At 71.4% G+C, this 19998-nt stretch carries 20 protein-coding genes and 3 pseudogenes; 13 read left to right on the plus strand and 10 right to left on the minus strand.

Annotation, left to right across the window (positions count from 1 at the left end; genetic code table 11):
* Positions 1-60 precede the first annotated feature (60 nt).
* Positions 61-151, plus strand: a pseudogene (locus Scani_RS40830) (IS5/IS1182 family transposase); the annotation flags it as partial.
* Between the two features lie 126 nt (positions 152-277).
* Here the strand turns inward: Scani_RS40830 and Scani_RS12445 are convergent.
* From Scani_RS12445 to Scani_RS42105, 3 genes and pseudogenes are all read right to left on the minus strand, one after another.
* Entirely contained in the window at positions 278-1279 is a 1002-nt protein-coding gene (locus tag Scani_RS12445; protein WP_159473801.1) for an aldo/keto reductase, read from the minus strand.
* On the minus strand, positions 1276-1494 hold the full coding sequence (locus tag Scani_RS12450; RefSeq protein ID WP_159473804.1) for a DUF6545 domain-containing protein: 219 nt from the start codon (positions 1492-1494) through the stop codon (positions 1276-1278). The genes Scani_RS12445 and Scani_RS12450 overlap by 4 nt, the downstream gene beginning before the upstream one ends.
* A 38-nt stretch (positions 1495-1532) precedes the next feature.
* Positions 1533-2453, minus strand: a pseudogene (locus tag Scani_RS42105) (MAB_1171c family putative transporter); the annotation flags it as partial.
* Here Scani_RS42105 and Scani_RS12455 point away from each other — a divergent pair.
* Complete coding sequence (locus Scani_RS12455) at positions 2374-2730, plus strand: hypothetical protein (RefSeq protein ID WP_159473807.1); 357 nt, start codon at positions 2374-2376, stop codon at positions 2728-2730. The pseudogene Scani_RS42105 and the gene Scani_RS12455 sit on opposite strands and share 80 nt — an antisense overlap.
* Positions 2731-3112: 382 nt before the next feature.
* Positions 3113-3868: a FadR/GntR family transcriptional regulator gene (locus Scani_RS12460; protein WP_159473810.1), complete on the plus strand. Its 756-nt coding sequence runs from the start codon at positions 3113-3115 to the stop codon at positions 3866-3868.
* Between the two features lie 73 nt (positions 3869-3941).
* On the opposite strand, the gene Scani_RS12465 is transcribed toward Scani_RS12460, so the two are convergent.
* The gene (locus Scani_RS12465; protein WP_159473813.1) at positions 3942-5615 is read right to left on the minus strand and encodes an L-lactate permease; all 1674 of its coding nucleotides are present in this window, start codon (positions 5613-5615) and stop codon (positions 3942-3944) included.
* Between the two features lie 199 nt (positions 5616-5814).
* Between Scani_RS12465 and Scani_RS12470 the strand changes: the two genes are divergently transcribed.
* From Scani_RS12470 to Scani_RS12485, 4 genes are all read left to right on the plus strand, one after another.
* Positions 5815-6582 (plus strand): (Fe-S)-binding protein, encoded by a 768-nt coding sequence (locus tag Scani_RS12470; protein ID WP_159473816.1) that lies wholly within the window; start codon positions 5815-5817, stop codon positions 6580-6582.
* On the plus strand, positions 6579-8147 hold the full coding sequence (locus Scani_RS12475) for a lactate utilization protein B (RefSeq protein ID WP_159473819.1): 1569 nt from the start codon (positions 6579-6581) through the stop codon (positions 8145-8147). The genes Scani_RS12470 and Scani_RS12475 overlap by 4 nt, the downstream gene beginning before the upstream one ends.
* Entirely contained in the window at positions 8144-8785 is a 642-nt protein-coding gene (locus Scani_RS12480) for a LutC/YkgG family protein (RefSeq protein WP_159473822.1), read from the plus strand. The genes Scani_RS12475 and Scani_RS12480 overlap by 4 nt, the downstream gene beginning before the upstream one ends.
* A 203-nt stretch (positions 8786-8988) precedes the next feature.
* Entirely contained in the window at positions 8989-9651 is a 663-nt protein-coding gene (locus Scani_RS12485; protein WP_159473825.1) for a TetR/AcrR family transcriptional regulator, read from the plus strand.
* Here the strand turns inward: Scani_RS12485 and Scani_RS12490 are convergent.
* On the minus strand, positions 9642-11126 hold the full coding sequence (locus tag Scani_RS12490) for an LVIVD repeat-containing protein (RefSeq protein ID WP_159473828.1): 1485 nt from the start codon (positions 11124-11126) through the stop codon (positions 9642-9644). The two genes, Scani_RS12485 and Scani_RS12490, sit on opposite strands and share 10 nt — an antisense overlap.
* 137 nt (positions 11127-11263) lie before the next feature.
* On the opposite strand from Scani_RS12490, the gene Scani_RS12495 reads away from it, so the two are divergent.
* Complete coding sequence (locus tag Scani_RS12495) at positions 11264-11947, plus strand: DUF305 domain-containing protein (RefSeq protein ID WP_159473831.1); 684 nt, start codon at positions 11264-11266, stop codon at positions 11945-11947.
* 54 nt (positions 11948-12001) lie between these two features.
* Here the strand turns inward: Scani_RS12495 and Scani_RS40835 are convergent, their stop codons facing one another.
* Positions 12002-13162 (minus strand): DUF6214 family protein, encoded by a 1161-nt coding sequence (locus Scani_RS40835; protein WP_308686566.1) that lies wholly within the window; start codon positions 13160-13162, stop codon positions 12002-12004.
* A gap of 193 nt (positions 13163-13355) precedes the next feature.
* On the opposite strand from Scani_RS40835, the gene Scani_RS12505 reads away from it, so the two are divergent.
* On the plus strand, positions 13356-14744 hold the full coding sequence (locus tag Scani_RS12505) for an FAD-dependent oxidoreductase (protein ID WP_167538076.1): 1389 nt from the start codon (positions 13356-13358) through the stop codon (positions 14742-14744).
* A gap of 157 nt (positions 14745-14901) precedes the next feature.
* On the opposite strand, the pseudogene Scani_RS12510 reads toward Scani_RS12505, so the two are convergent.
* A pseudogene (locus tag Scani_RS12510) lies at positions 14902-15042 on the minus strand (transcriptional regulator); the annotation flags it as partial.
* A 77-nt stretch (positions 15043-15119) separates the two neighbouring features.
* On the opposite strand from Scani_RS12510, the gene Scani_RS12515 reads away from it, so the two are divergent.
* Positions 15120-15365, plus strand: coding sequence for a hypothetical protein (locus Scani_RS12515; RefSeq protein ID WP_159473834.1), 246 nt, complete (start codon positions 15120-15122; stop codon positions 15363-15365).
* Positions 15366-15411: 46 nt separating this feature from the next.
* Here Scani_RS12515 and Scani_RS41720 read toward each other — a convergent pair whose 3' ends face one another.
* Together Scani_RS41720 and Scani_RS42400 are read right to left on the minus strand one after the other, a co-directional pair.
* The gene (locus Scani_RS41720) at positions 15412-15546 is read right to left on the minus strand and encodes a hypothetical protein (protein ID WP_281391911.1); all 135 of its coding nucleotides are present in this window, start codon (positions 15544-15546) and stop codon (positions 15412-15414) included.
* Positions 15534-16046, minus strand: a complete 513-nt coding sequence (locus Scani_RS42400; RefSeq protein ID WP_503827398.1) for a glycine-rich domain-containing protein — start codon at positions 16044-16046, stop codon at positions 15534-15536. Before Scani_RS42400 ends, Scani_RS41720 begins: the two co-directional genes overlap by 13 nt.
* A 423-nt stretch (positions 16047-16469) precedes the next feature.
* On the opposite strand from Scani_RS42400, the gene Scani_RS12520 reads away from it, so the two are divergent.
* Positions 16470-17039: a hypothetical protein gene (locus Scani_RS12520; RefSeq protein WP_159473836.1), complete on the plus strand. Its 570-nt coding sequence runs from the start codon at positions 16470-16472 to the stop codon at positions 17037-17039.
* Between the two features lie 10 nt (positions 17040-17049).
* Here Scani_RS12520 and Scani_RS12525 read toward each other — a convergent pair whose 3' ends face one another.
* On the minus strand, positions 17050-17421 hold the full coding sequence (locus tag Scani_RS12525; RefSeq protein WP_159473839.1) for an ArsR/SmtB family transcription factor: 372 nt from the start codon (positions 17419-17421) through the stop codon (positions 17050-17052).
* Positions 17422-17585: 164 nt separating this feature from the next.
* Between Scani_RS12525 and Scani_RS12530 the strand changes: the two genes are divergently transcribed.
* Positions 17586-18689 carry an NADH:flavin oxidoreductase/NADH oxidase gene (locus Scani_RS12530; protein WP_159473841.1) on the plus strand — a complete coding sequence of 368 codons (1104 nt, stop codon included), beginning with the start codon at positions 17586-17588 and terminating at the stop codon, positions 18687-18689.
* Between the two features lie 147 nt (positions 18690-18836).
* Positions 18837-19922, plus strand: a complete 1086-nt coding sequence (locus tag Scani_RS12535) for a WD40/YVTN/BNR-like repeat-containing protein (RefSeq protein ID WP_159473844.1) — start codon at positions 18837-18839, stop codon at positions 19920-19922.
* Positions 19923-19998 lie beyond the last annotated feature (76 nt).

Below are 19998 nucleotides of genomic sequence, written 5' to 3' on the forward strand. Positions count from 1 at the left end.
GTTGACGATCAAGACGCACCTGGCCGCCCGATCGACTTCGGTGACGAGCAGCGGCAGCGGTACCGGGGCCGCAACGTCGTCGAGCGCTGCTTCAACAAGCTCAAGCAGTGGCGCGGGCTCGCGATGCGATCAGACAAGACCACCCGCAGCCACCACTCCGGTCAGCGCCTCGCCGCCACATTCCACTGGGTCCAGGCCTTTAGCAATACGGCTCAGGTGCCCCGACCCTCCGGGCCGGTGCCGTACCGCGCGCCGCGGCCAGAGGGCATCGTCCGGTTCAGTGCCCCAGCCGCTTGAGAGCCGACTCCGGATAGCGCTCGCCCGCCACCGCCTCCTCGGGTACTGCCCGGCGCAGCAGCTCGCGGTCGGCCCCGGTCAGGGACAGTGCCACGGCAGCGGCGTTCTCCTCCAGGTAACGGCGGCGCTTGGTGCCGGGGATGGGGACGATGTCCTCGCCCTGGGCGAGCAGCCAGGCCAGCGCGGCCTGGGCGGGCGAGCAGCCGATCCGCTCGGCGATGTCCCGTACGGCCTGGACGAGCGCCAGGTTGCGCCGGATGTTCTCGTCGGCGAACCGGGGCCAGCGCCGCCGGTTGTCCTGCGGGGTCAGGTCGTCGCGGGAGGAGACGGCTCCGGTGAGCATGCCGCGCCCGAGCGGGGAGTAGGCCACCACGGCGATGCCCAGTTCCCGGCAGGTGGCGAGCAGTTCGCCCTCCACCACGCCGCGGGTGAAGAGGGAGTACTCCACCTGGACCGCGCTGACCGGGTGGACGGCATGGGCCCTGCGCAGCGTGGCGGCGCTGACCTCGCTCAGTCCGATGTGGCGTACCAGCCCGGCGTCCACCAGCCGGGACATGGCGCCGACCGTCTCCTCGACGGGCGTCGCGGGGTCGCGGCGGTGCGCGTAGTAGAGGTCGATGTGCTCGACTCCCAGACGGCGCAGGGACGCCCGGCAGGCTACGGGGACGTAGTCGGCGGAGGTGTCGACGTCACCGACCCGGCCCGTGGCCGCGTCATGGCGGAGCCCGAACTTGGTCGCCACGACCACCCGGTCCCGGTCGTGGGCGTGCCGGTGCAGCCAGCGGCCGACCAACTCCTCGTTGCCGCCCTGTCCGTAGGCGTCGGCGGTGTCCAGGAGGGTGATGCCCAGCTCGAAGGCGCGGTCCAGCGTGTGCTGGGACTCCTCCTCGTCCGGAACGCCGTAGGCGATCGACATGCCCATGCAGCCCAGGCCGATCGCGGACACCTCGGGGCCGTGGTCGCCCAGCTTGCGGTACTTCATCGAGTCTTCCTCTCAGTGGACCGGACAGCGGTATTGGCGCGGGCGACGTGCAGCAGCCACGCGACTTCTTCGGTGTAGCCCCCGTCCGTGGCGGCGTCCTGGCCGAGCGCCGCCGGGGTGGGGACGGGTGGACGGTCGTCCCGCTTCGCGCGCAGCGCCGAGGCCGGCGAACCGGCCTGCACCATGGCGTGCAGCCTGGCGGGTCGAGCCCGCACTGCACCGCGATCAGCGTGAGCAGTCGGTTCAGGCAGTACACGAGGCACTCGCTCGCGCCGATCGCCGTGCAGTACAGGCCTCTTCGCAGCCATTGCCGGCCGGCCACCCGCCCGTAGCGCCGGCACAGCCGGATGATCTCGATCATTCCAGCGCCGAACGCGCCGACGTAGAGCAGCAGATAGGCGGCGACCAGCGGACGGTGCGCGTTCTGCAGCAGGTAGTGCGCGCTGCGCTGCTGGGTGCCCGCTCCCGCCGTCGCCCACAGGGTGAGCATGACGACCGCGCACACGGCGGCGGCCGGCAGCCGGACGAGGGCGTGCCGCCGGGCCGCCTCGGGCGGGTACACCCAGTGGACGATCGCCGCGAGGAAGGCGGCACTGGACGCGACGCCGCCCAGGAGATGGATGCCGAGCGCCCCGAGACCGGCCACTCCCAGCCGCGCGTCCACGGCCCGGGCGACGGACGGCGTGGAGAGCGTGAAGGAGATCCCCTTGCAGAAGAAGGCGATGAGCAGCGCGCGCACTGCCGGATCGTTTTGCTGATGGCGCAGGTCGCGCAGGCGGTAGAGCAGGGCGAGTGCGCAGAGGACGGCGCATGCGGGGAAGACGACGGCCTTCACGCCGGTGACGAGGCGTCCCGTCGGCCGTGGGGCGACGAGCGGCTGAGCAACTGCCCGGCAGGGGAGCCGCGTTCGGATGGAGCGAGTTCTCGATCCGGGCGATCGTCTCGGCGTCGGCGGACGGGACGCGCCACACCGACTCCACCGGAGGCCGGGTGACGCGTTCGAGGATGAGGGAGGCGACGATCTCCGCCTCCTGCTCCTCCGCGGTGGAGCAGCCGGTGCGCCCCAGCATCTCCCGCACCCGGCGCGGATCCAGATGCGGCAGCAGCTCGCGCATCGTCGCCGCGTCGAGGCCCAGGGAGTCACGGTGGTGGCACAGCATGTGCGCGAGCTCATGGGCGATGATGTGGTCCTGGTGCAGACGGCTCGTCTCGGCCTCGACGATGATGACGTCGAAGGTGTCCGTCGCCAGCCACATACCGCAGGGCGTCTGCACGCCCAGGGCAAGCGGGACGAGCTGGATCGGGCGGCCTCGGTCCGCGCTGAGCTGTTCCGTCAGCGTGGCGGTACCGCAGGCGTCGGGCAGGTCCAGGCGGGCCGGTACGGCGTCCGCGACCCGTCGCAGGTGCTTGAGGTCCTTCTTGCGGGGCTGTCGGTCAGCCCTGGAGGTTAACGCCACGGCCGAAGCCTGCTCCTTCCCCGCCCCGGGCTCTTCGTCCCGCCCGGGAAGCCACGCTCCCGCAGGAGCCGTGAACTCTGCGACATTCTCTTCCCTTTGACGCCGCCGTTCCTTGCCCGCCGACAGGCCGATGCTATCCGTCCCCGGCTGCTGTCGCCGAAGTCTGCCCGCGCCCTGCACCGGGGTACGGCGCCCCCTCTCGCCGAGGAGACTGCGTGTGCGGGCGGGCCGCTTCCCGACGATCGGGGCCGTCCGCCGAACAGGCAGGACCGGAGGGCCGGGCCGCCCTGCGCTTCCGGACGGATATGGTCCGACCACAGGGCGTGTGTGACATAGTTTTCGCGTGGACGTATGAGGCCGAGCCAGGGAGTGGTGGATGTCTGCCGAGTGGCAACCGGTGCGGCAGTCGCGCACGCATGAGCTGGTGCTCGAGCGCATCGAGGAACGGGTGCTCGCGGGCGAACTCAAGGCCGGGGACCGCTTGCCTCCCGAGCGTGAGCTGGCACCGGTGCTCGGGGTCAGCCGGTCCGCGCTGCGCGAGGCACTGCGGGTACTGGAGACGATCGGGGTGCTGGTGTCCCAGCCCGGCCGGGGGCCGGATGCCGGGGCGCGGGTCGTGCGGAACCCGGATGATGCGCTGGGCCGGCTGCTGCGCCTGCACTTCGCCCTGGGCAGCTACAGCCTGGGGGATGTGCTGGAGGCCCGGGTGGTGCTGGAGCGCTCCAGCTTCGCGACCGCGGCGGCCCATGCGTCGGCGGAAGACCTCGACGAGGCGGAGGCGCTCCTCGTCCGCATGCAGGAGCCGGACGTGGGGGTGACCGACTTCAACGATCTGGACACCCGGTTCCATGTCGCCATGGCCCGCGGCTCCGGAAACCAGCTCATCTCCACCCTGACCTCGGCCGTGCGCGAGTCGGTGCGGCCGCTGATCCTGCAGGCGCTGGAGGCGGCCGAGGACTGGCCGGCCACGACCGCCGCGCTGAACAAGGAGCACACCGAGCTGCTGCGCCTGGTACGTGCGGGCAAGGGCGCCGAGGCCGCCGACCTGGTCGAGAAGCACATCCGCGGCTTCCACGGCACGCTGGTCGACGAGAACGCGCCGGACGACCGGTCCGAGGACGCGGACCGGTAGGACCGTCCGGCCGGCGGGCAACTCGCCGGTGCGGCGCGGGCGCCCCGTTTCCGGCCGCGCCCGCCCACCCCCACTACGGCAGCATCCAGGACAGCACCGGCAGGGACTGCAGGCAGACCAGGACGCACAGGACCGCCAGCATCACGATGCTGTAGCCGACGACCTTGCGCAGCAGGATCCGTTCGGTGCCGGGCTGCTCCACCGCGGTCGCCGCGATGGTCAGGTTCTGCGGGCTGATGAGCTTGCCGACGACGCCGCCCGTGGTGTTGGCCGCGACCAGCAGGGTCGGATCGATGCCCGCGGCCTTTCCAGCGGTCTGCTGGAGGGTGGCGAACAACGCGTTCGACGAGGTGTCCGACCCGGTGACGGCGGTGCCGAGCCAGCCGAGGACCGGGGAGAGCAGGGCGAAGAGTCCGCCGGCGGCGGCGAGCCAGGTCCCGATGGCGAGGGTCTGTCCCGACTGGTTCATGACGTAGCCGAGCGACAGCACGGTGGCGACCGTGGCGATGGCGAGCCGCATGTTCTTCACGGTGCGTCCCGCGCAGGACAGGCCCCGGCGCACGGTCATCGGGAAGCGGTCGACGTCCTTCGCCCGGCTGTAGATCAGCATCACGAGGAGACCGGAGAGGATGAGCAGGGTGCCGGGGTTTCCCAGCACCTCCAGCTTGTAGACCGCACTGCCCGCCGGGGAGCCGTCGGGGGCGAGGAGATGTCCGTACAGGCCGGGCCAGTTGAGCTGCAGATCGGCGGCGCCGAGCAGCTCGGGCACATGGACGCCGCCGACGTCGAGCTTGGCGAGGGCGAAGACCGCGATCACCAGGGCGTACGGCAGGACGGCCAGGGCGACGCGGCGGCCGGTCAGCGGTTCGGCCTCGACGCGGGAGCGCTGGTCGTCCGGGGTGGTGGGGGCCCAGACGAGCAGCATGAGGACGGCGGCGGCGAAGCCGGCGAGCGCGGCGACGACATCGGTCAGCTCGTAGGCGAAGTGGGCCGAGCACCAGAACTGGGCGAGGGCGAAGACGCCTCCGGTGACCAGGGCGATGGGCCACAGTTGCCGCAGGCCGCGTCGCCCGTCGACGAGGAAGAGCAGCAGCTGCGGGACGAAGAGGGCGAGCAGCGGGCTCTGGCGGCCGATGACGCCGGCGATGTCCTCGGCCGGGATGCCGGTGAGGTTGCCCGCGGTGGTGATGGGGATGGCCATGGCCCCGAAGGCGACCGGTGCGGTGTTGGCGATCAGGACGGTCACGGCCGACTTGAGCGGGGGCAGTCCGAGCGCCATCAGCATGGCGGCGGTGATCGCGACGGGTGCGCCGAATCCGGCGAGGGCCTCCAGGAGTCCGCCGAAGCAGAAGGCGATGAGCATGGCCTGGATGCGCAGGTCTCCGCGCCCGACGGCGTTGAAGGAGCGGCGCAGGTCCTCGAAGCGGTTGCTGACCACGGTGAGCTCGTAGAACCAGAGGGCGGACACCACGATCAGCATGACCGGGAAGAGGCCGAAGGCCAGGCCCTGGGTGGCGGACAGCGCGCCGAGCCGTAGGGGCATGCCATAGCCGAGGACCGCCACCAGGAGTGCGGCCAGCAGGGCGCCGAGCGCCGACTGGAGCGCGGGCCGCCGGGCCGCCATCAGCAGCAGGAAGAAGGTCGCGAGGGGCACCAGGCCCAGGAGCGCGGTGGCGGTGAGGCTGCCTCCGACGGCGGTCACGTCGGGTGTGTAGAGGGCCAGGACGGCCGGTGGTGTGGTGGCCACGGATGCTCCTCCTCGGGTTGGGTGCACCGCCCGGCCCGCCGGTGGGCCCTCGACCGGGCCGCGGCGCCGCCTGGCCGGCGGGACGGCACTCAGTAGCCCATTGAAGATGTCGCATGTCAATAAGGTCGGACCAAACTTTTCACCCTTCCTCGACCGGTCGGTCGCTAGTATGGTCAGACCATTGAACGGAGGAGGCCCTATGCGCATCGGACTCTTCGCCACCTGTCTGGGAGACACCCTCTTCCCCGAGGCGGTGAAATCCACCGCGGTACTGCTGGCCCGCCTGGGACACGACGTGGTGTTTCCGCCGGAGCAGACCTGCTGCGGTCAGATGCATGTCAACACCGGTTACCAGCGCGAGCCGGTCCCGCTGGTGCGGAACTTCGCCGAGCAGTTCGGCGACCCGTCGATCGAAGCGGTGGTGATGCCGTCGGGCTCCTGCGCCGGCTCGGTCCGCCACCAGCACGAGATCGTCGCCGAGCGGTACGGGGACGCGGCGCTGCGCACCGGGGTCGCCGCCGTGAAGGCCAAGACGTACGAGCTGTCGGAGTTCCTCGTCGACGTGCTCGACGCGGCGGATGTCGGCGCGTACTTCCCGCACCGGGTGACCTACCACCCCACCTGCCACTCGTTGCGGATGCTGCGGGTCGGCGAGAAGCCGCTGCGGCTGCTGCGCGCCGTCGACGGCATCGACCTGGTGGAACTTCCCGAGGCCGACGCGTGCTGCGGCTTCGGCGGCACCTTCGCGGTCAAGAACGCCGCGACCTCCTCCGCGATGCTGCGGGACAAGATGGACCACATCACCGGCACCGGGGCCGACGTCTGCACGGCGGGCGACTCGTCCTGCCTGATGCACATCGGCGGCGGGCTCTCGCGCATCCGGTCCGGTACCAGGACGCTGCACCTGGCGCAGATCCTCGCCGCCACCCGCACCTCGCCCCACGTCCTGACGGAGGCCGCCCGATGAGCAGCCCGACCGGCCCCTCGACGCGCAACACCTTCCTCGGGATGCCCGCCGTCCCGCCGCGCTCCCCCTATGGGACGGGCCATCTGCGCGGCGAGCGGGCGTTCCCCGAGGCCGCCCAGGACGAGCTGGGCAACGAGCAGTTGCGCCGCAACCTGGGCAGGGCCACCCACTCCATCCGCGCCAAGCGCCTCGCCCTCACCGGCGAACTGCCCGACTGGGAGCAGCTCCGCGACGCCGGTTCGGCGATCAAGACCGACACCATGAACCGGCTTCCCGAGCTGCTGGAGCAGTTGGAGCAGAAGGTCACCGAACACGGCGGCACCGTCCACTGGGCGCGCGACGGCGTGGAGGCCAACGAGATCGTCGCCCGGCTCGTCAAGAACACCGGCAGCGACGAGGTCATCAAGGTCAAGTCGATGGCCACGCAGGAGACCGGCCTCAACGAACACCTGGCGAGCGAGGGCATCACCGCGCACGAGACCGACCTCGCCGAGCTGATCGTGCAGCTCGCCGACGACCGGCCGTCGCACATCCTGGTCCCCGCGATCCACCGCAACCGTGACGAGATCCGGGAGATCTTCCTCAAGGAGATCCCCGGGATCGACCCCGGCCTGGACACCGTCCCCGCCCATCTGGCGGCCGCGGCGCGCGCGTATCTGCGCGAGAAGTTCATGACGACCCGCGTGGCCGTCTCCGGGGCCAACTTCGGAATCGCCGAGACCGGCACTCTGTCGGTGGTCGAGTCCGAGGGCAATGGCCGGATGTGCCTGACCCTGCCGGAGACGCTGATCACCGTCATGGGCATCGAGAAGGTGCTGCCGCGCTTCCAGGACCTGGAAGTCTTCCTGCAGTTGCTGCCGCGCTCCTCGACCGGTGAGCGGATGAACCCCTACACCTCGATGTGGACGGGCGTGACGCCGGGCGACGGCCCGCAGGATTTCCATCTCGTCCTGCTCGACAACGGGCGTACGGCGGCGCTCGCGGACCGGATCGGGCGCGAGGCGCTCCACTGCATCCGCTGCTCGGCCTGCCTCAATGTCTGCCCCGTGTACGAGCGGACCGGCGGCCACGCCTACGGGTCGACGTACCCCGGTCCGATCGGCGCGGTGCTCACCCCGCAGCTCGCCGGGATGCACGGCGCCGGGGACGACCCCAACAGCTCGCTGCCGTACGCCTCCAGCCTCTGCGGGGCCTGCTTCGACGCCTGTCCGGTGAAGATCGACATTCCGTCGCTGCTGGTCGAACTGCGGCACCAGCACACCGAGGAGTCCGGCTCCACCGCGGAGGGGCTGGCGATGAAGGCCGCGGCCGCGGTCATGAAGCGGCCGAAGCTGTTCACGGCCGCGCAGAAGGCGGCGGGGCTCGGGCGCGTACTGGCGGGGCGGGACGGCACGCTCTCGCGTCTGCCGGCGCCGTTCGACGGCTGGAGCGACAGCCGGGACACCCCCGCCCCGCCCAAGCAGTCCTTCCGCTCCTGGCTCGCGTCCCCCGAGGGCGCGGCCACGATGCGGGCCGCGGCGGCGGAAGGCGCCCCGCACACCGACGACGCACCGGAGGCACCGTGACCGCGACCGCACGTGAGACGGTGCTCCGGCGCGTCCGGGACGCCCTGACCCTCTCCTCCCACCCGCCCGAGGTGGAGATCCCCCGCGCCTATCGCACCGGGCGCACCCTCCCCGACGAGGAGCGGCTCGCCCTCTTCGTCGACCGGCTGCTCGACTACAAGGGGCGGGTGCACCGCTGTACGGCCGACGGCACCGCGGCGGTGCTCGCCGAGGTGCTCCATGGGCACCGGGCGCGAAGGGTCGGGGTGCCCGCGGGACTGGATCCGGCCTGGTTGGCCGCCTTCGACGGGGAGGTGGTGACGGACTCCCCGGACATCCCGGCGCCCCGGCTCGACGCCCTGGACGGTGTGGTGACGGCCTCCGCCGTCAGCTGCGCGGAGACCGGCACGGTCTTCCTGGACGGCGCCGCGGCGGACCAGGGGCGGCGGGCGCTGACGCTCGTCCCCGACCTGCATGTATGCGTCGTCGACCTGTCGTCGGTCGAGGCCGGTGTGCCGGAGGCGTTGGCGCGGCTCCGGCCGACGAGCCCGCTCACCCTGATCAGCGGCCCCTCGGCCACCTCGGACATCGAGCTCGAACGGGTGGAGGGGGTCCATGGCCCGCGCACGCTGGAAGTGGTGATCCGCACCGACGTGTGAGGACCGCGCCGTAAGCCGGGGTTGGCCTCGTGACCTGGTCTGACGCAGGTCACGAGGCCAGCCCCGGCCTCGTCCACGCCCAATTCGGGCGATCCCCCGCGTCGCCCGAATCAGGCAGCTTGACCGGTTTTCCACCTACGGGCGGATATCCGGAGTCGTACAGAGTAGATTGGCCGTGAGCCAGTCAACGCAGGAGTTACAGGATGTCCCCCCGCAGCGCATCGGTCAATGAAGAATTGCGGCGGCGGTCCCGCGAGCGGCTGCTGCAGGCGACGGTCGAGCTGGTGGGAGAGCGCGGCTTCGAGGCGACGACGCTGGCGGACATCGCCCATCGGGCGGGGACGGCGCGGGGGCTGGTCTCGTACTACTTCCCCGGCAAACGCCGGCTGCTCCAGTCCGCCGTGCACCGCCTGATGCATCGCACGCTGCAGGAGGCGCTGGAGCGCGAACCGCGGCCGGAGGGGCCGGACGCGGGGCGGGAACTGCTCGCGCGGGCCATCGACGCGATCCTGGGGCTGGCGCATGAGCGCCCGTTGCTGATGCGGACGCATATGGCGGGGATGCTGACGGCCGACGGGTTCATCCAGTGCCCCGAGCAGCAACGGCTGGCCCAGTTGCTGCGGGAGACGGTCGTGGCGTACGGCTCCCCCGACCCCGATGCCGACTATCCGCTGTTGCGGGCCCTGCTGATGGGCGCGGTGGTGGCGATGCTGCTGCCGGGAGCGCCGATGCCGCGCGGGCGACTGCGCGCCGAGCTGTTCCAACGGTACGGGCTGGACTGGGCGTCGGGGGTCCCGCCGGACGAGGAGCCGCCCGGCGGGAGCGCCGAAGCGCGGGACGGCACAGGGGCGGACGGTCAGCGGTAGTCGGGCTGGGTCTGGACGTTGAGTTCCCGCATCCGTACCGACGCGGCGCTGTCCGTGCGCCGGTCGTCGATCCGCAGGACGTCGAAGCCCTTGGCGATGTCGTTGGAGTAGATGTGGCCGTTGTAGTAGTACGCGGACCACGCGCCGCCGGTGATCAGTGAGTCCGTGGAGAGCGGGCCGCGTTCGAAGTAGCCGATCTCCTTCGGGTGCGCGGAGTCGGTGAAGTCCCAGACCGAGACGCCGCCCTGGTACCACGCCTGGACCATGATGTCGCGATTCCTGGCCGGGATCAGCGAACCGTTGTGGGCGACGCAGTTCTCGGTGTCGGCCTGGTGCCGCGGGATCTTGTAGTAGCTCTTGAAGACCAGCTTGCGGTGGGTGCCCTTGCTGACGATGTCGTAGATCCCGTCGGCACCGCGGTTCGGTCCGGTGCTCTCGTTGCAGGTGGCCGCTCCGCCGCCGCCCAGCTCGTCGGTGAACACGACCTTGTTCCCCCGCTCGTTGAAGGTCGCGGAGTGCCAGAAGGCGAAGTTGACGTTGTCCTCGACCCGGTCGATGACCTTGGGCGCGGCCGGGTTCGCGACGTCCAGCAGGATGCCGTCGCCCATGCAGGCGCCCGCGGCCAGCTTCAGCGTCGGGAAGGTGGTGATGTCGTGGCAGCCGGTGGTCTGCGAGACGCCCGGGTTGGTGCTGCCGCCGGGGTTGCCGCCGTCCGGGAACAGGACGGGGAAGTCGACGACGGCGGCCTTTTCGGGCGCGGAGCGCGGCACCTTGATGACGGAGATGCCGTCGTGCGGCGGCCGGCAGTCGGGGAAGGCCTCGCTGGGCGAGTAGGACGAGACGTACACGTAGACGTTGCGGCGCTCGGGAAGCAGCGTATGGGTGTGGGAACCGCAGGCGGTCTCGACGGCGGCGACGTACTTGGGGTTCTTCTTGTCGCTGATGTCGAAGATCTTCATGCCCTCCCACGAGGATTTCTCCGTCGCGGGCTGGGCGGTGCTGTGGCAGGAGTCGTCGCTGCGCGAGGAGTCCGTGGACAGGAAGAGCAGGTTCCCCGAGACCGAGACGTCGTTCTGCGAGCCGGGGCAGAGCACCTGGCTCACGGTCCTGGGCGCCGCGGGCCGGGAGATGTCGTAGATCACGAAGCCGTCGTAGTTGCCGGCGAAGGCGTACTTCCCCTGGAAGGCCAGGTCGGAATTGGTGCCCTGGAGCGCCTGCTTGGGGAGGGTGGCCAGCGGGCGGACGTTGGCGCTGTGGACCACCTCGTCCACGCCGGGTATCTCGCCGTTCCTGATCGCGGCGCGGGTGTCCGCCTCCTGGCCGCGGCTCATCTCCCGGGCCGCGGAGGGGTGGTCGCCGGGGTCGGGGGTGGCGGCCGCCGGCCCGGCCACGAGCAGGGAAGCGGCGAGCCCGAGGGCCGCGGCCACCGCTTTGAGGGGTCTGCGCCGCACGCGGGGTCTGTGCAACGACGTCACAAGGACCTCCTGGAGTCCGTTCCGAGGTGAACGGGTTTGGCCCCGGTAGTATCGCGCTGTTCATGTACATATCAATAGAAGAAAATGCGCAGGCAATGGCCGAGCGGGGCAGGTAACGACCGGGCACGCCCCGACGGATGGTCCGACGGACAGGAGTGCGCACCGTGAAGCGTCCCAGGAGAGCGAGCGTCCTCGTCGCAGCCGCCGGCTGGCTGGTCATCTCCCTTGCCCTGAACGGCTGTTCATCCGGGGACGACGCCGAGGCGGACCGGGCCGGCGGAGCGAAAGTGGTGGCACCGGGCAAGCCGGGCGAGCAGGCGAGGACCCTCACCGCCGACGAGGCCAGGAAGGCGCGCGGCGACGACTCCCCCAACTCCGCCGACTTCGCCTACATCCAGATGATGATCCCGCACCACCGCCAGGCGTTGGTGATGACGGCCCTGGCGAAGCGGTACGCCCATGACGAGCGGGTCGGACGGCTGGCCGAGCGGATCGCCGCTGGCCAGAGGCCTGAAATCGGCGCCATGGAAGGCTGGTTGACCGGCTTCGGCGGGCCGCGCACGGCGGGCGGGCACCATCATCACGGGGAGATGCCCGGGATGGCGACCGGCGCCCAGCTCGCCCAACTGCGGGCGGCGCGTGGCGAGAAGTTCGACGCGCTCTTCCTGAAGTTGATGATCGCGCACCATCAGGGCGCGGTGTCGATGGCCACGGAGCTGCTCTCCGGGGGCAGGAACACCCTGGCGGAGGAGATGGCCAACGAGGTCATCGCGCAGCAGAGCGCGGAGATCGGACGGATGCGGCGGATGCAGCGGGCGTAGCGGATGCGGGCGGGGCAGGTGGACGCGCGGGGCAGGTGCCCCGGCGTTCGGCCGTCAGCGCTTGTTGTGGCGCGGCGTCAGGAGGCCTTCGTCCCGGGCGCCGGCGATCAGGCGGAGCGATCTTCGGCGGTTACGGCCGGTGGCGAGCATGACGGCCTGCACCGGATCGCGCCCCTCCTGCTGGGCCTGACGGTATGCGTCCGCGGCGACCCTCCGGCGCTCACCGGCCCGCGACCGGGCGAGGACGGCGGAACGGACACGCGCGGGCGGCGGAGCGGAGGCGGACGGTCCGGGCGGTCCGGACGGTCCGGGTGGCGTCGATGCGTCGGACCGGGTCGGCGTCTCGGAACCGGTCGGCGCCTGGGACGGTGTCGGCGTCTCCGCCGGCGCCGACGTCGCGGAGGGCGTCGACTCCTCGGACGACGCCGATGATTCGGGCGGCACCGGCGATGCGGAGACGGGGGCGGCCGGGGACGACGCGACGATGGCGGGCGGCGCGGACAGGAGGGGTGCGGCGAGCGAAGCGGAGGGCGCCTCGGGTGCCGGTTCGCCGGCCGGATCGGCGGACGGCTCGACGGCCGGATCAGGGGTCGGCCGCAAGGACGGTTCAGCGGTCGGTTCGGAGGTCGGTTCGGAGGCCGGCTCGGCAGCGCGTCCGGCGGACGCCCCGGCGGTCGGACCGGCGGCTGGATCGGCCGGCCCCTCTGCGGACGGCCCGGCGAGGTGGCCGGTGCCGGCACCCGGGTTCGCCTCCTGGAGCACACCGTCGCCTCGGACGCTGCCGGTCGCGTCCATGGGCCGCACCGACGCCGCCGGTCCGGTCCGCGGCCGGTCGTCCCGTTCCGCCGAGGCGGTCGCCGGGCCCGGCTGCCGGGGTGCGGGCCGGGCCCTCCGCGGGCGCCCGGTGGCCGCCCGGAAGGCGTCGTCCAGCGGGCCCTCGATCCAGCGGGCCAGGTCGGTCAGGCCGGCGAGCGTCAGCGGCGGGTCGGCCCGTACGTCCTCGACGGTGATGTGGTCGTCGGAGACCGTCACGAGGACATCGACCCGGGCGCCGTCGGCGAAGGTCAGCCGGGCGCTGCACCAGGGGCCCAGCGGATCGAGCCGGGGCAGCGGGCATCCGGGGCCGTGGCGTCCGGCGGGATCGTCCGGGGCTGCGGGGTCGGGGGCGGGCGCGGCCGAGCCGTGCGCCCGCAGCTCCCACGTGGGCCACTCCAATGGCGCGCCCTGGGCTTCATATCGGTGATTAACGGTATAAAAGTCACTTTCCGACACATTGAAAACCTAGCCCCCCGCTCACCCGGCCCAGTAGCGCGGCACGCTCATCCCACCGGGAGCAACCCCGATAGCGCATCTCCCGTCGCGCGCCTGCCGGTGCGATCCTGGGGGTATCCCGCGGAAGGGGCCACTCGTGCTTCGTGTCGCAGTGATCGGTTCAGGACCCAGCGGCGTCTACACCGCCCAGTCCCTGATCGAGCAGCAGACCGTCCCGGACATCGAGGTGTACGTCCTGGACCGGCTGCCCTGCCCGTACGGTCTGGTGCGCTACGGCGTCGCCCCGGACCACGAGAAGATCAAATCGCTGCAGAACAACCTGCGGACGGTGTTGGAGCACCCCAGGGTGCGCTTCCTGGGCAATGTCGAGGTGGGGGCGCCGGGGCTGGGCGTCGAGGAACTGCGGGAGATCTTCGATGCGGTGGTGTTCTGCGTGGGCGCCGCCACCGACCGGCATCTGGGCATCCCCGGCGAGGAGCTGCCCGGCAGTCATCCGGCGACCGAGTTCGTCGCCTGGTACAGCGCCCATCCCGATGCGGCCGCGGTCCGTTTCACCCTCGCGGCACGGTCCGCCCTCGTGATCGGGGTGGGGAACGTGGCGGTGGACGTGGCGCGGATGCTCTCCCGCGGTGCCGCCGAGCTCGCCGCCACCGATATGCCGCAGGGTCCGCTCGGCGCACTCGCGGACAGCCGCGTCGAGGATGTCTGGATGGTCGGCAGACGCGGCCCCTCCCAGGCCAAGTTCACCACCAAGGAGCTGCGGGAGCTGGGCTCCCTGCCGGATACGGACCTCTGCGTCCGGCCCGAGGAGCTGGCGCTGGATCCGGCGTACCGGGATCCGGGCGAGCTGCCCGCGGTGGGGCGGCGCAATGTCGAGGTGCTGCGCGGCTGGGCGGAGCGGGCGACGGAACGGGCGGCGTCAGGCCCGGAGGCGGGGGCCGCCGGCCCTCGGCGCCGTATTCATCTGCGGTTCTTCCTGCGGCCGGTCGAGGTGCTCGGGGATGCCTCCGGGGTACGCGGGGTCCGGTTCGAGCGGACGGCTCCGGACGGGCACGGCGGGGTGACGGGCACCGGTGAATTCGAGGACATCGAGGGGCAGTTGGTGCTGCGTTCGGTGGGCTACCGGGGGACGCCGCAGCCGGGCCTGCCGTTCGACGAGAGGACCGGGACGGTGCCGCACCGGGCGGGGCGGGTGCTGCGGGACGGCGCGCCGCTGCCCGGTGTGTACGTGGCGGGCTGGATCAAGCGGGGCCCCACGGGGGTGATCGGCACCAACCGGCCGTGCGCCAAGGAGACGGCGCAGTCACTGCTGGCCGACGCCCCCGCTCTCGCGGAGCGCGGCGCGGGCGAGGATCCGGTGGTCGCGCTGACCCGGGCGGGGCAGCGGCCGGTCCCGTGGCCTGGGTGGCTGGCCATCGAGGCCGCCGAGGCGGAGTGGGGCCGCGGACTGGGGCGCGGCACCGTCAAACTGCCGGACTGGGCGGGGTTGTTGGCGGCGGCGGGGTCGGCGGACCCGACCCGCTGAATCCACTGGCGGGCCGGTGCGCCAGGTTCCGGTCCGCCGATCACTGGTCCGCCGGCCCACCGGGCTGCTGCCGGCCCACCGGCCTGTCGGCCCACCGCCCCGGAGCCGCCCCGGCACCCCCGGGGGCGCCGACCCTCCCGGCCGCCCCGGCACCCCGCTACTCCTCCCTGAGGCGGCCCGCCTGCAGGTCCGCCGCCCGGAGCACGCCGTCGATCAGGCCGGGGAAGAGCGCCTCCAGATCGTCCCGCCGCAGCCCGTTCATCTTGGCCGTGCCGCGGTAGAGCTGCTGGACCGTTCCGAACCGCCTCTGGATCATCAGGTGACCCAAATTGCCTCTGGCCTGCGTTTTCTACAGGCGGGCCATATCGTCACCTCATGGACTTCAACATCACGGCGGAAGAGGAAGCGCTCCTGATCCGCGTCGCCGCGCAGCTCCGCGCCGGCCACTCTCCCACTGACGACAGCCTGGCAGACGAGCTGGGCGACGAGGTCCGTCCGCGGCTCCAGGCGCTCCTGCACAAGGGCTGGCTCATCGTCGACGCAGATCGCTCCCTGACACTCTCCAGGGTCGCTCAGGCGGCTCTCTCCAGCCGACGAGACGTCGGGGGCGCGGAGGCATGAGAAAGCCCCGTCCGCGGGTGCACGGACGGGGCTTCGGGGTGCGGCGTTACTCGGCCTTGCGGAGCTCAGGGTCGGGGATGATGAACCCTCGAACAGGGGCTGTCCCCTCCTGCTCCTCTTCCTGAGCCTCCCGGTAGGCAGCCACCAGAGCGGCGTACCGGCTATTGATCAACTCAGCCATGGGGCCTCCTGTCGACGCTCCGAGTGTGGCAGACGCCGGCTACGGCTTGTCCCGGCACGGCGGACGCGGGTCGGCATGGGCTTGATGGGGCCAGCGTCCGACGGGGAGTGCTGGCACTTCGCCGTGACGCTGATCAACTCGTCGTCGGATGGGGCGCGCCACAGTTCCTCGTCGACGTCGTATCCGCGGGCACGGATGACGTCCTGTGTGCGCTCCAGGATCGTCGGGTCGTAGTTATCCGGGGCGTACCCGGGGTAGTGGTGTACGAACTCCCCGAGCGACGCGCACAGCTCCTCGTACACCTTCGTGTGGAGGATGAGCGCGTGCCACCCTTCGTCGACGACGCGCGACGGAGCGAGCGGGGCGTCAGGCGTGGTCGCGCAGGCGACTACGAACTTAAGCCCCTCATCCGCGATGCGCTGTGGATCACGCCTTCCGCCCCTTCCGCTTGGGCGGGTGCGGGTGCTTCGCGATCTCGTTGCTTGCAGTAGCGGCGTCAGCGAGCCTGTTCTGCTCGCGCGCTACCTGGCGCTGACGGGCCAGTGCGCCGCAGACATCGCAGCCGGCAGCCGGTTCCGCATCCAGATCCCCCAACGGGTCCGGCAGGTGTACCGGCGGTGTCAGTGTTCTCTACCGTTCGGTCATGCTCCGAATATCGGGTGGCACACGGGACGTTGGTACACCCATAGCCGGGACGGAGTGCCCACTTCAGCACTATCGTCCGAAGAGGGCCAAACGTCCCAAGGGAGAGACTTGAATACTGCACTCAAGGACGCTATGGAGCGGCCGGTGTCCGACCGCATCAGCCAGCACTTAAAGTTGGGGTGGATCACAAGACCGTTTCGAGGTGGCTGACCTACCCCGAGCGCGCCCCGCGGGAAGGGACACGGGCGAGCGTCGGCCAGGCGTGAGGAGTGGACCCCGTGACCCCGTGGCCGAAGTCGGTCCAGTCCCGCGTGAAAACCGGTCATGACCGGGAGATCGTCGCGGCGTACCCGTTCCGCAGCTCCGCACCTACCTCCCTCTGGGCTTCCCTCATTGACGGAGCATCCCAGGACCTCACGTTTGCCGGATATACGAACTACTTCCTGTGGCAGCAGCATCCGCGGCTCGGGACGCGCCTTGCAGTAAAGGCCGACCACGGGGCCCGCGTCCGCTTCCTCGTAGGCGACCCCGAGTCGGAGGTGACGACGAAGCGGGAAGAGGTGGAGGGCGTACCGCTGACCGTCAGTACGCGCATCAAGATCACACTCGATGCGCTGGCGAAGATGGGCCGGCACGATGGTGTCGAGGCCCGCTTCAGCGATCAACACATCGCACTGTCCGTCTTTCTGTTCGATGACCAGATGCTCGTTACACCGCATATCGCATCGCTGCTGGGCGACGAGTCCCCCATGCTCCACCTCCGCCGACCGGAGGACGATGGGCTGTACGACCGGTTCGCGTCCCACGTTGCGGCACTGTGGGAGGAAGGCCGGCCAGCGGAGCTGTAGCCGGAACGCACTACTCCTCCCCGAGGCGGCCGGCCTGCAGATCGGCCGCCCGGAGCACGCCGTCGACGAGGCCGGGGAAGAGCGCCTCCAGGTCGGCCCGGCGCAGCCCGTTCATCTTGGCCGTGCCGCGGTAGAGCTGCTGGATGACGCCGTATTCGCGCAGCACCCTGAAGTGGTGGGTGCAGGTCGACTTGCTGACCGGGAGTTCGATGTCCGCGCAGTTCAGCTCGCCCTCGGCGGCCGCCAGGGCGCAGACGATCCGCAGACGCACCGGGTCGGCGAGCGCATGCAGCACCTCGGCCAGCCGGATGTCCTCACGGGCCGGGTGCTCCAGCGACCGGGAACCCGAAGGGGCCCGCGTGGGGGTCGTATCGGTCGGCATCACGACTCCTGACTCGTCCTGCGGGGCTCGGTGTGGCCTGGCGCGCCGCCCGCCCGCTCATTGTACGAGAAGCATCGTAGTTTGACATCCACCGTAGTACGACACCTATCGTATGAGTGCGGGGCCGGCCGGCACCCGTTCGCCTTCACGTACAGGAGCCCACCGTGAGCGCACTCTTCGAGCCCCTCACCCTTCGCTCGCTGACCGTCCCGAACCGTCTCTGGATGGCGCCCATGTGCCAGTACTCCGCGGCTCCCGAGGGCCCTGCGGAAGGGGCGCCCGGCGACTGGCACTTCCAGCACCTGGCCGCGCGGGCGGCGGGCGGCACCGGCCTCATCCTCACGGAGGCCACCGCGGTGAGCCCCGAGGGTCGCATCAGCCCGTACGACCTCGGCCTGTGGAACGACACCCAGACCGAGGCGTTCCGGCGCATCACCGGCTTCCTCAAGGACCAGGGCACCACCCCGGGAATCCAGATCGCTCATGCGGGCCGCAAGGCGTCGACCGAGCGCACCTGGGTGAACCGTGGCGCGCCGGTCCTCCCTGGTCAGCGGCACGGCTGGGAGCCGGTCGGGCCCAGCCCGGTGCCGTTCGGCGAGGGGTTCGCGGCACCCGCGGAGCTGACCGTGGCGCAGATCGGCGAGATCGTCGCGCAGTTCCGCGCGACGGCGCGGCGGGCGCTGGCGGCCGGCTTCGAGGTGGCGGAGATCCACGGTGCGCACGGCTACCTGATCAACCAGTTCCTCTCGCCCTTCACCAACCTGCGCACCGACGAGTACGGCGGCTCGTACGAGAACCGGACGCGGTTCGCCCTGGAGGTCGTGGACGCCGTGCGGGAGGTCTGGCCCGACGAACTGCCGGTCTTCTTCCGGATCTCGGCGACCGACTGGCTCACCGAGGACGAGAGCGACGAGCGCGAGGGCTGGACGGCCGACGACACCGTGCGCTTCGCCCGCGAGCTGCGCGCGCACGGGATCGACCTGCTGGACACCTCCACGGGCGGCAACGCGCCGGACGCGAAGATCACCGCGGGTCCCGGCTACCAGGTGCCGTTCGCCGAGCGGGTCAAGAAGGAGAGCGGCCTCGCGGTGGGCGCCGTCGGCCTGATCACCGAGGCGCGGCAGGCCGAGAAGATCATCGCGGACGGGCAGGCCGACGCCGTGCTGCTCGGCCGTGAACTCCTGCGGTCCCCCAGCTTCGCGCAGCACGCGGCACGGGAACTGGGGGCGCACCTCACCGGGCCGCAGCAGTACCACCGGGCCGTCTGAGGCCCTCGGCGAGGGCGCGCGGCAGCCGTGGCAGGAGCGGGTGCCGCACCGTCCGACCTGGGGGGATACGTTCCGGGACGCCGTTGTCAGTGGGCGGGTGCAGACTTGCCCTTGTCTGAGACAACGGCGTCCCGGAGGTGTTCCGGCATGACTGACGTACTACTCGGCGTGGGCACGCGCAAAGGGCTCTTCATCGGCCGCCGACGGCACGGCGACTGGGAGGTCAGCGGTCCGCACTTCGCCGCCCAGGCGGTGTACTCCCTCGCGATCGACACCCGCCGTGCCACGCCCCGGTTGCTGGCCGGGGCCGACAGCGCCCACTGGGGCCCCTCCGTCTTCCACTCCGACGACCTGGGCGACACCTGGCACGAGCCCTCCCGTCCCGCGGTCAAGTACCCGAAGTACACCGGGACTTCGCTGGAGCGGGTGTGGCAGCTGCATCCGGCCGGCCCCGCCGCGCCCGAGGTGGTCTATGCGGGCACCGAGCCCGGCGGCCTGTTCCGTTCCGAGGACGGCGGGGAGACCTTCGAGCTGGTGCGGGCGCTGTGGGACCACCCCAGCCGGGAGAAGTGGGTGCCGGGCGGCGGCGGGCTGGCCGTCCATACGGTGATCACCGACCCGCGGGACGCGGACGCGGTCACCGTCGCCGTCTCCGCGGCGGGGGTCTTCCGCACGCGCGACGGGGGCGCCAGCTGGGCCCCGTCCAACAAGGGCGTGAAGGCGGTCTTCCTGCCGGACCAGCATCCGGAGTTCGGCCAGTGCGTCCACAAGATCGCGCAGGACCCGGTGCACCGCGACCGCCTGTATCTGCAGAACCACTGGGGCGTCTACCGCAGCGACGACGCGGGCGCGCAGTGGACGGACATCGGCGCCGGGCTGCCCTCCGACTTCGGCTTCGCCGTGGCCTCCCATCCGCGCACGGGAGATGTCGCCTACCTCTTCCCGATCACCGCCGACAGCGACCGGGTGCCGGCCGGGCGCCGCTGCCGCGTCTACCGCACGGCCGACGCCGGCGGGAGCTGGCAGCCGCTGAGCGACGGACTGCCGGACGAGGACCACTACGGCACGGTGCTCAGAGACGCGCTCTCCGTCGACGACGCCGATCCCGCCGGGGTGTACTTCGGCAACCGCAACGGCGAGGTGTACGCCAGCGCGGACGACGGCGACAGCTGGCAACAGCTCGCCTCCCATCTGCCGGATGTGCTGTGCGTGCGAGCGGCCGCGGTGGCGTGAGGGACGCCGTGGGGCGGACACCCCGCAGGGGCCGGGACGTTGGCCTGCCGTCCGGACAGCAGGCCGGAGGAGGCCG

This window comes from Streptomyces caniferus (assembly GCF_009811555.1).
Lineage (GTDB): Bacteria > Actinomycetota > Actinomycetes > Streptomycetales > Streptomycetaceae > Streptomyces > Streptomyces caniferus.

Coding starts and splice junctions, on each gene's coding strand:
- Scani_RS12445 (WP_159473801.1), bottom strand. CDS start 1,279: ATGAAGTACCGCAAGCTGGGCGACCACGGCCCCGAGGTGTCCGCGATC.
- Scani_RS12455 (WP_159473807.1), top strand. CDS start 2,374: ATGCGGCAGCAGCTCGCGCATCGTCGCCGCGTCGAGGCCCAGGGAGTC.
- Scani_RS12460 (WP_159473810.1), top strand. CDS start 3,113: ATGTCTGCCGAGTGGCAACCGGTGCGGCAGTCGCGCACGCATGAGCTG.
- Scani_RS12470 (WP_159473816.1), top strand. CDS start 5,815: ATGCGCATCGGACTCTTCGCCACCTGTCTGGGAGACACCCTCTTCCCC.
- Scani_RS12475 (WP_159473819.1), top strand. CDS start 6,579: ATGAGCAGCCCGACCGGCCCCTCGACGCGCAACACCTTCCTCGGGATG.
- Scani_RS12485 (WP_159473825.1), top strand. CDS start 8,989: ATGTCCCCCCGCAGCGCATCGGTCAATGAAGAATTGCGGCGGCGGTCC.
- Scani_RS12495 (WP_159473831.1), top strand. CDS start 11,264: ATGGTCCGACGGACAGGAGTGCGCACCGTGAAGCGTCCCAGGAGAGCG.
- Scani_RS12515 (WP_159473834.1), top strand. CDS start 15,120: ATGGACTTCAACATCACGGCGGAAGAGGAAGCGCTCCTGATCCGCGTC.
- Scani_RS41720 (WP_281391911.1), bottom strand. CDS start 15,546: ATGGCTGAGTTGATCAATAGCCGGTACGCCGCTCTGGTGGCTGCCTAC.
- Scani_RS12525 (WP_159473839.1), bottom strand. CDS start 17,421: ATGCCGACCGATACGACCCCCACGCGGGCCCCTTCGGGTTCCCGGTCG.
- Scani_RS12535 (WP_159473844.1), top strand. CDS start 18,837: ATGACTGACGTACTACTCGGCGTGGGCACGCGCAAAGGGCTCTTCATC.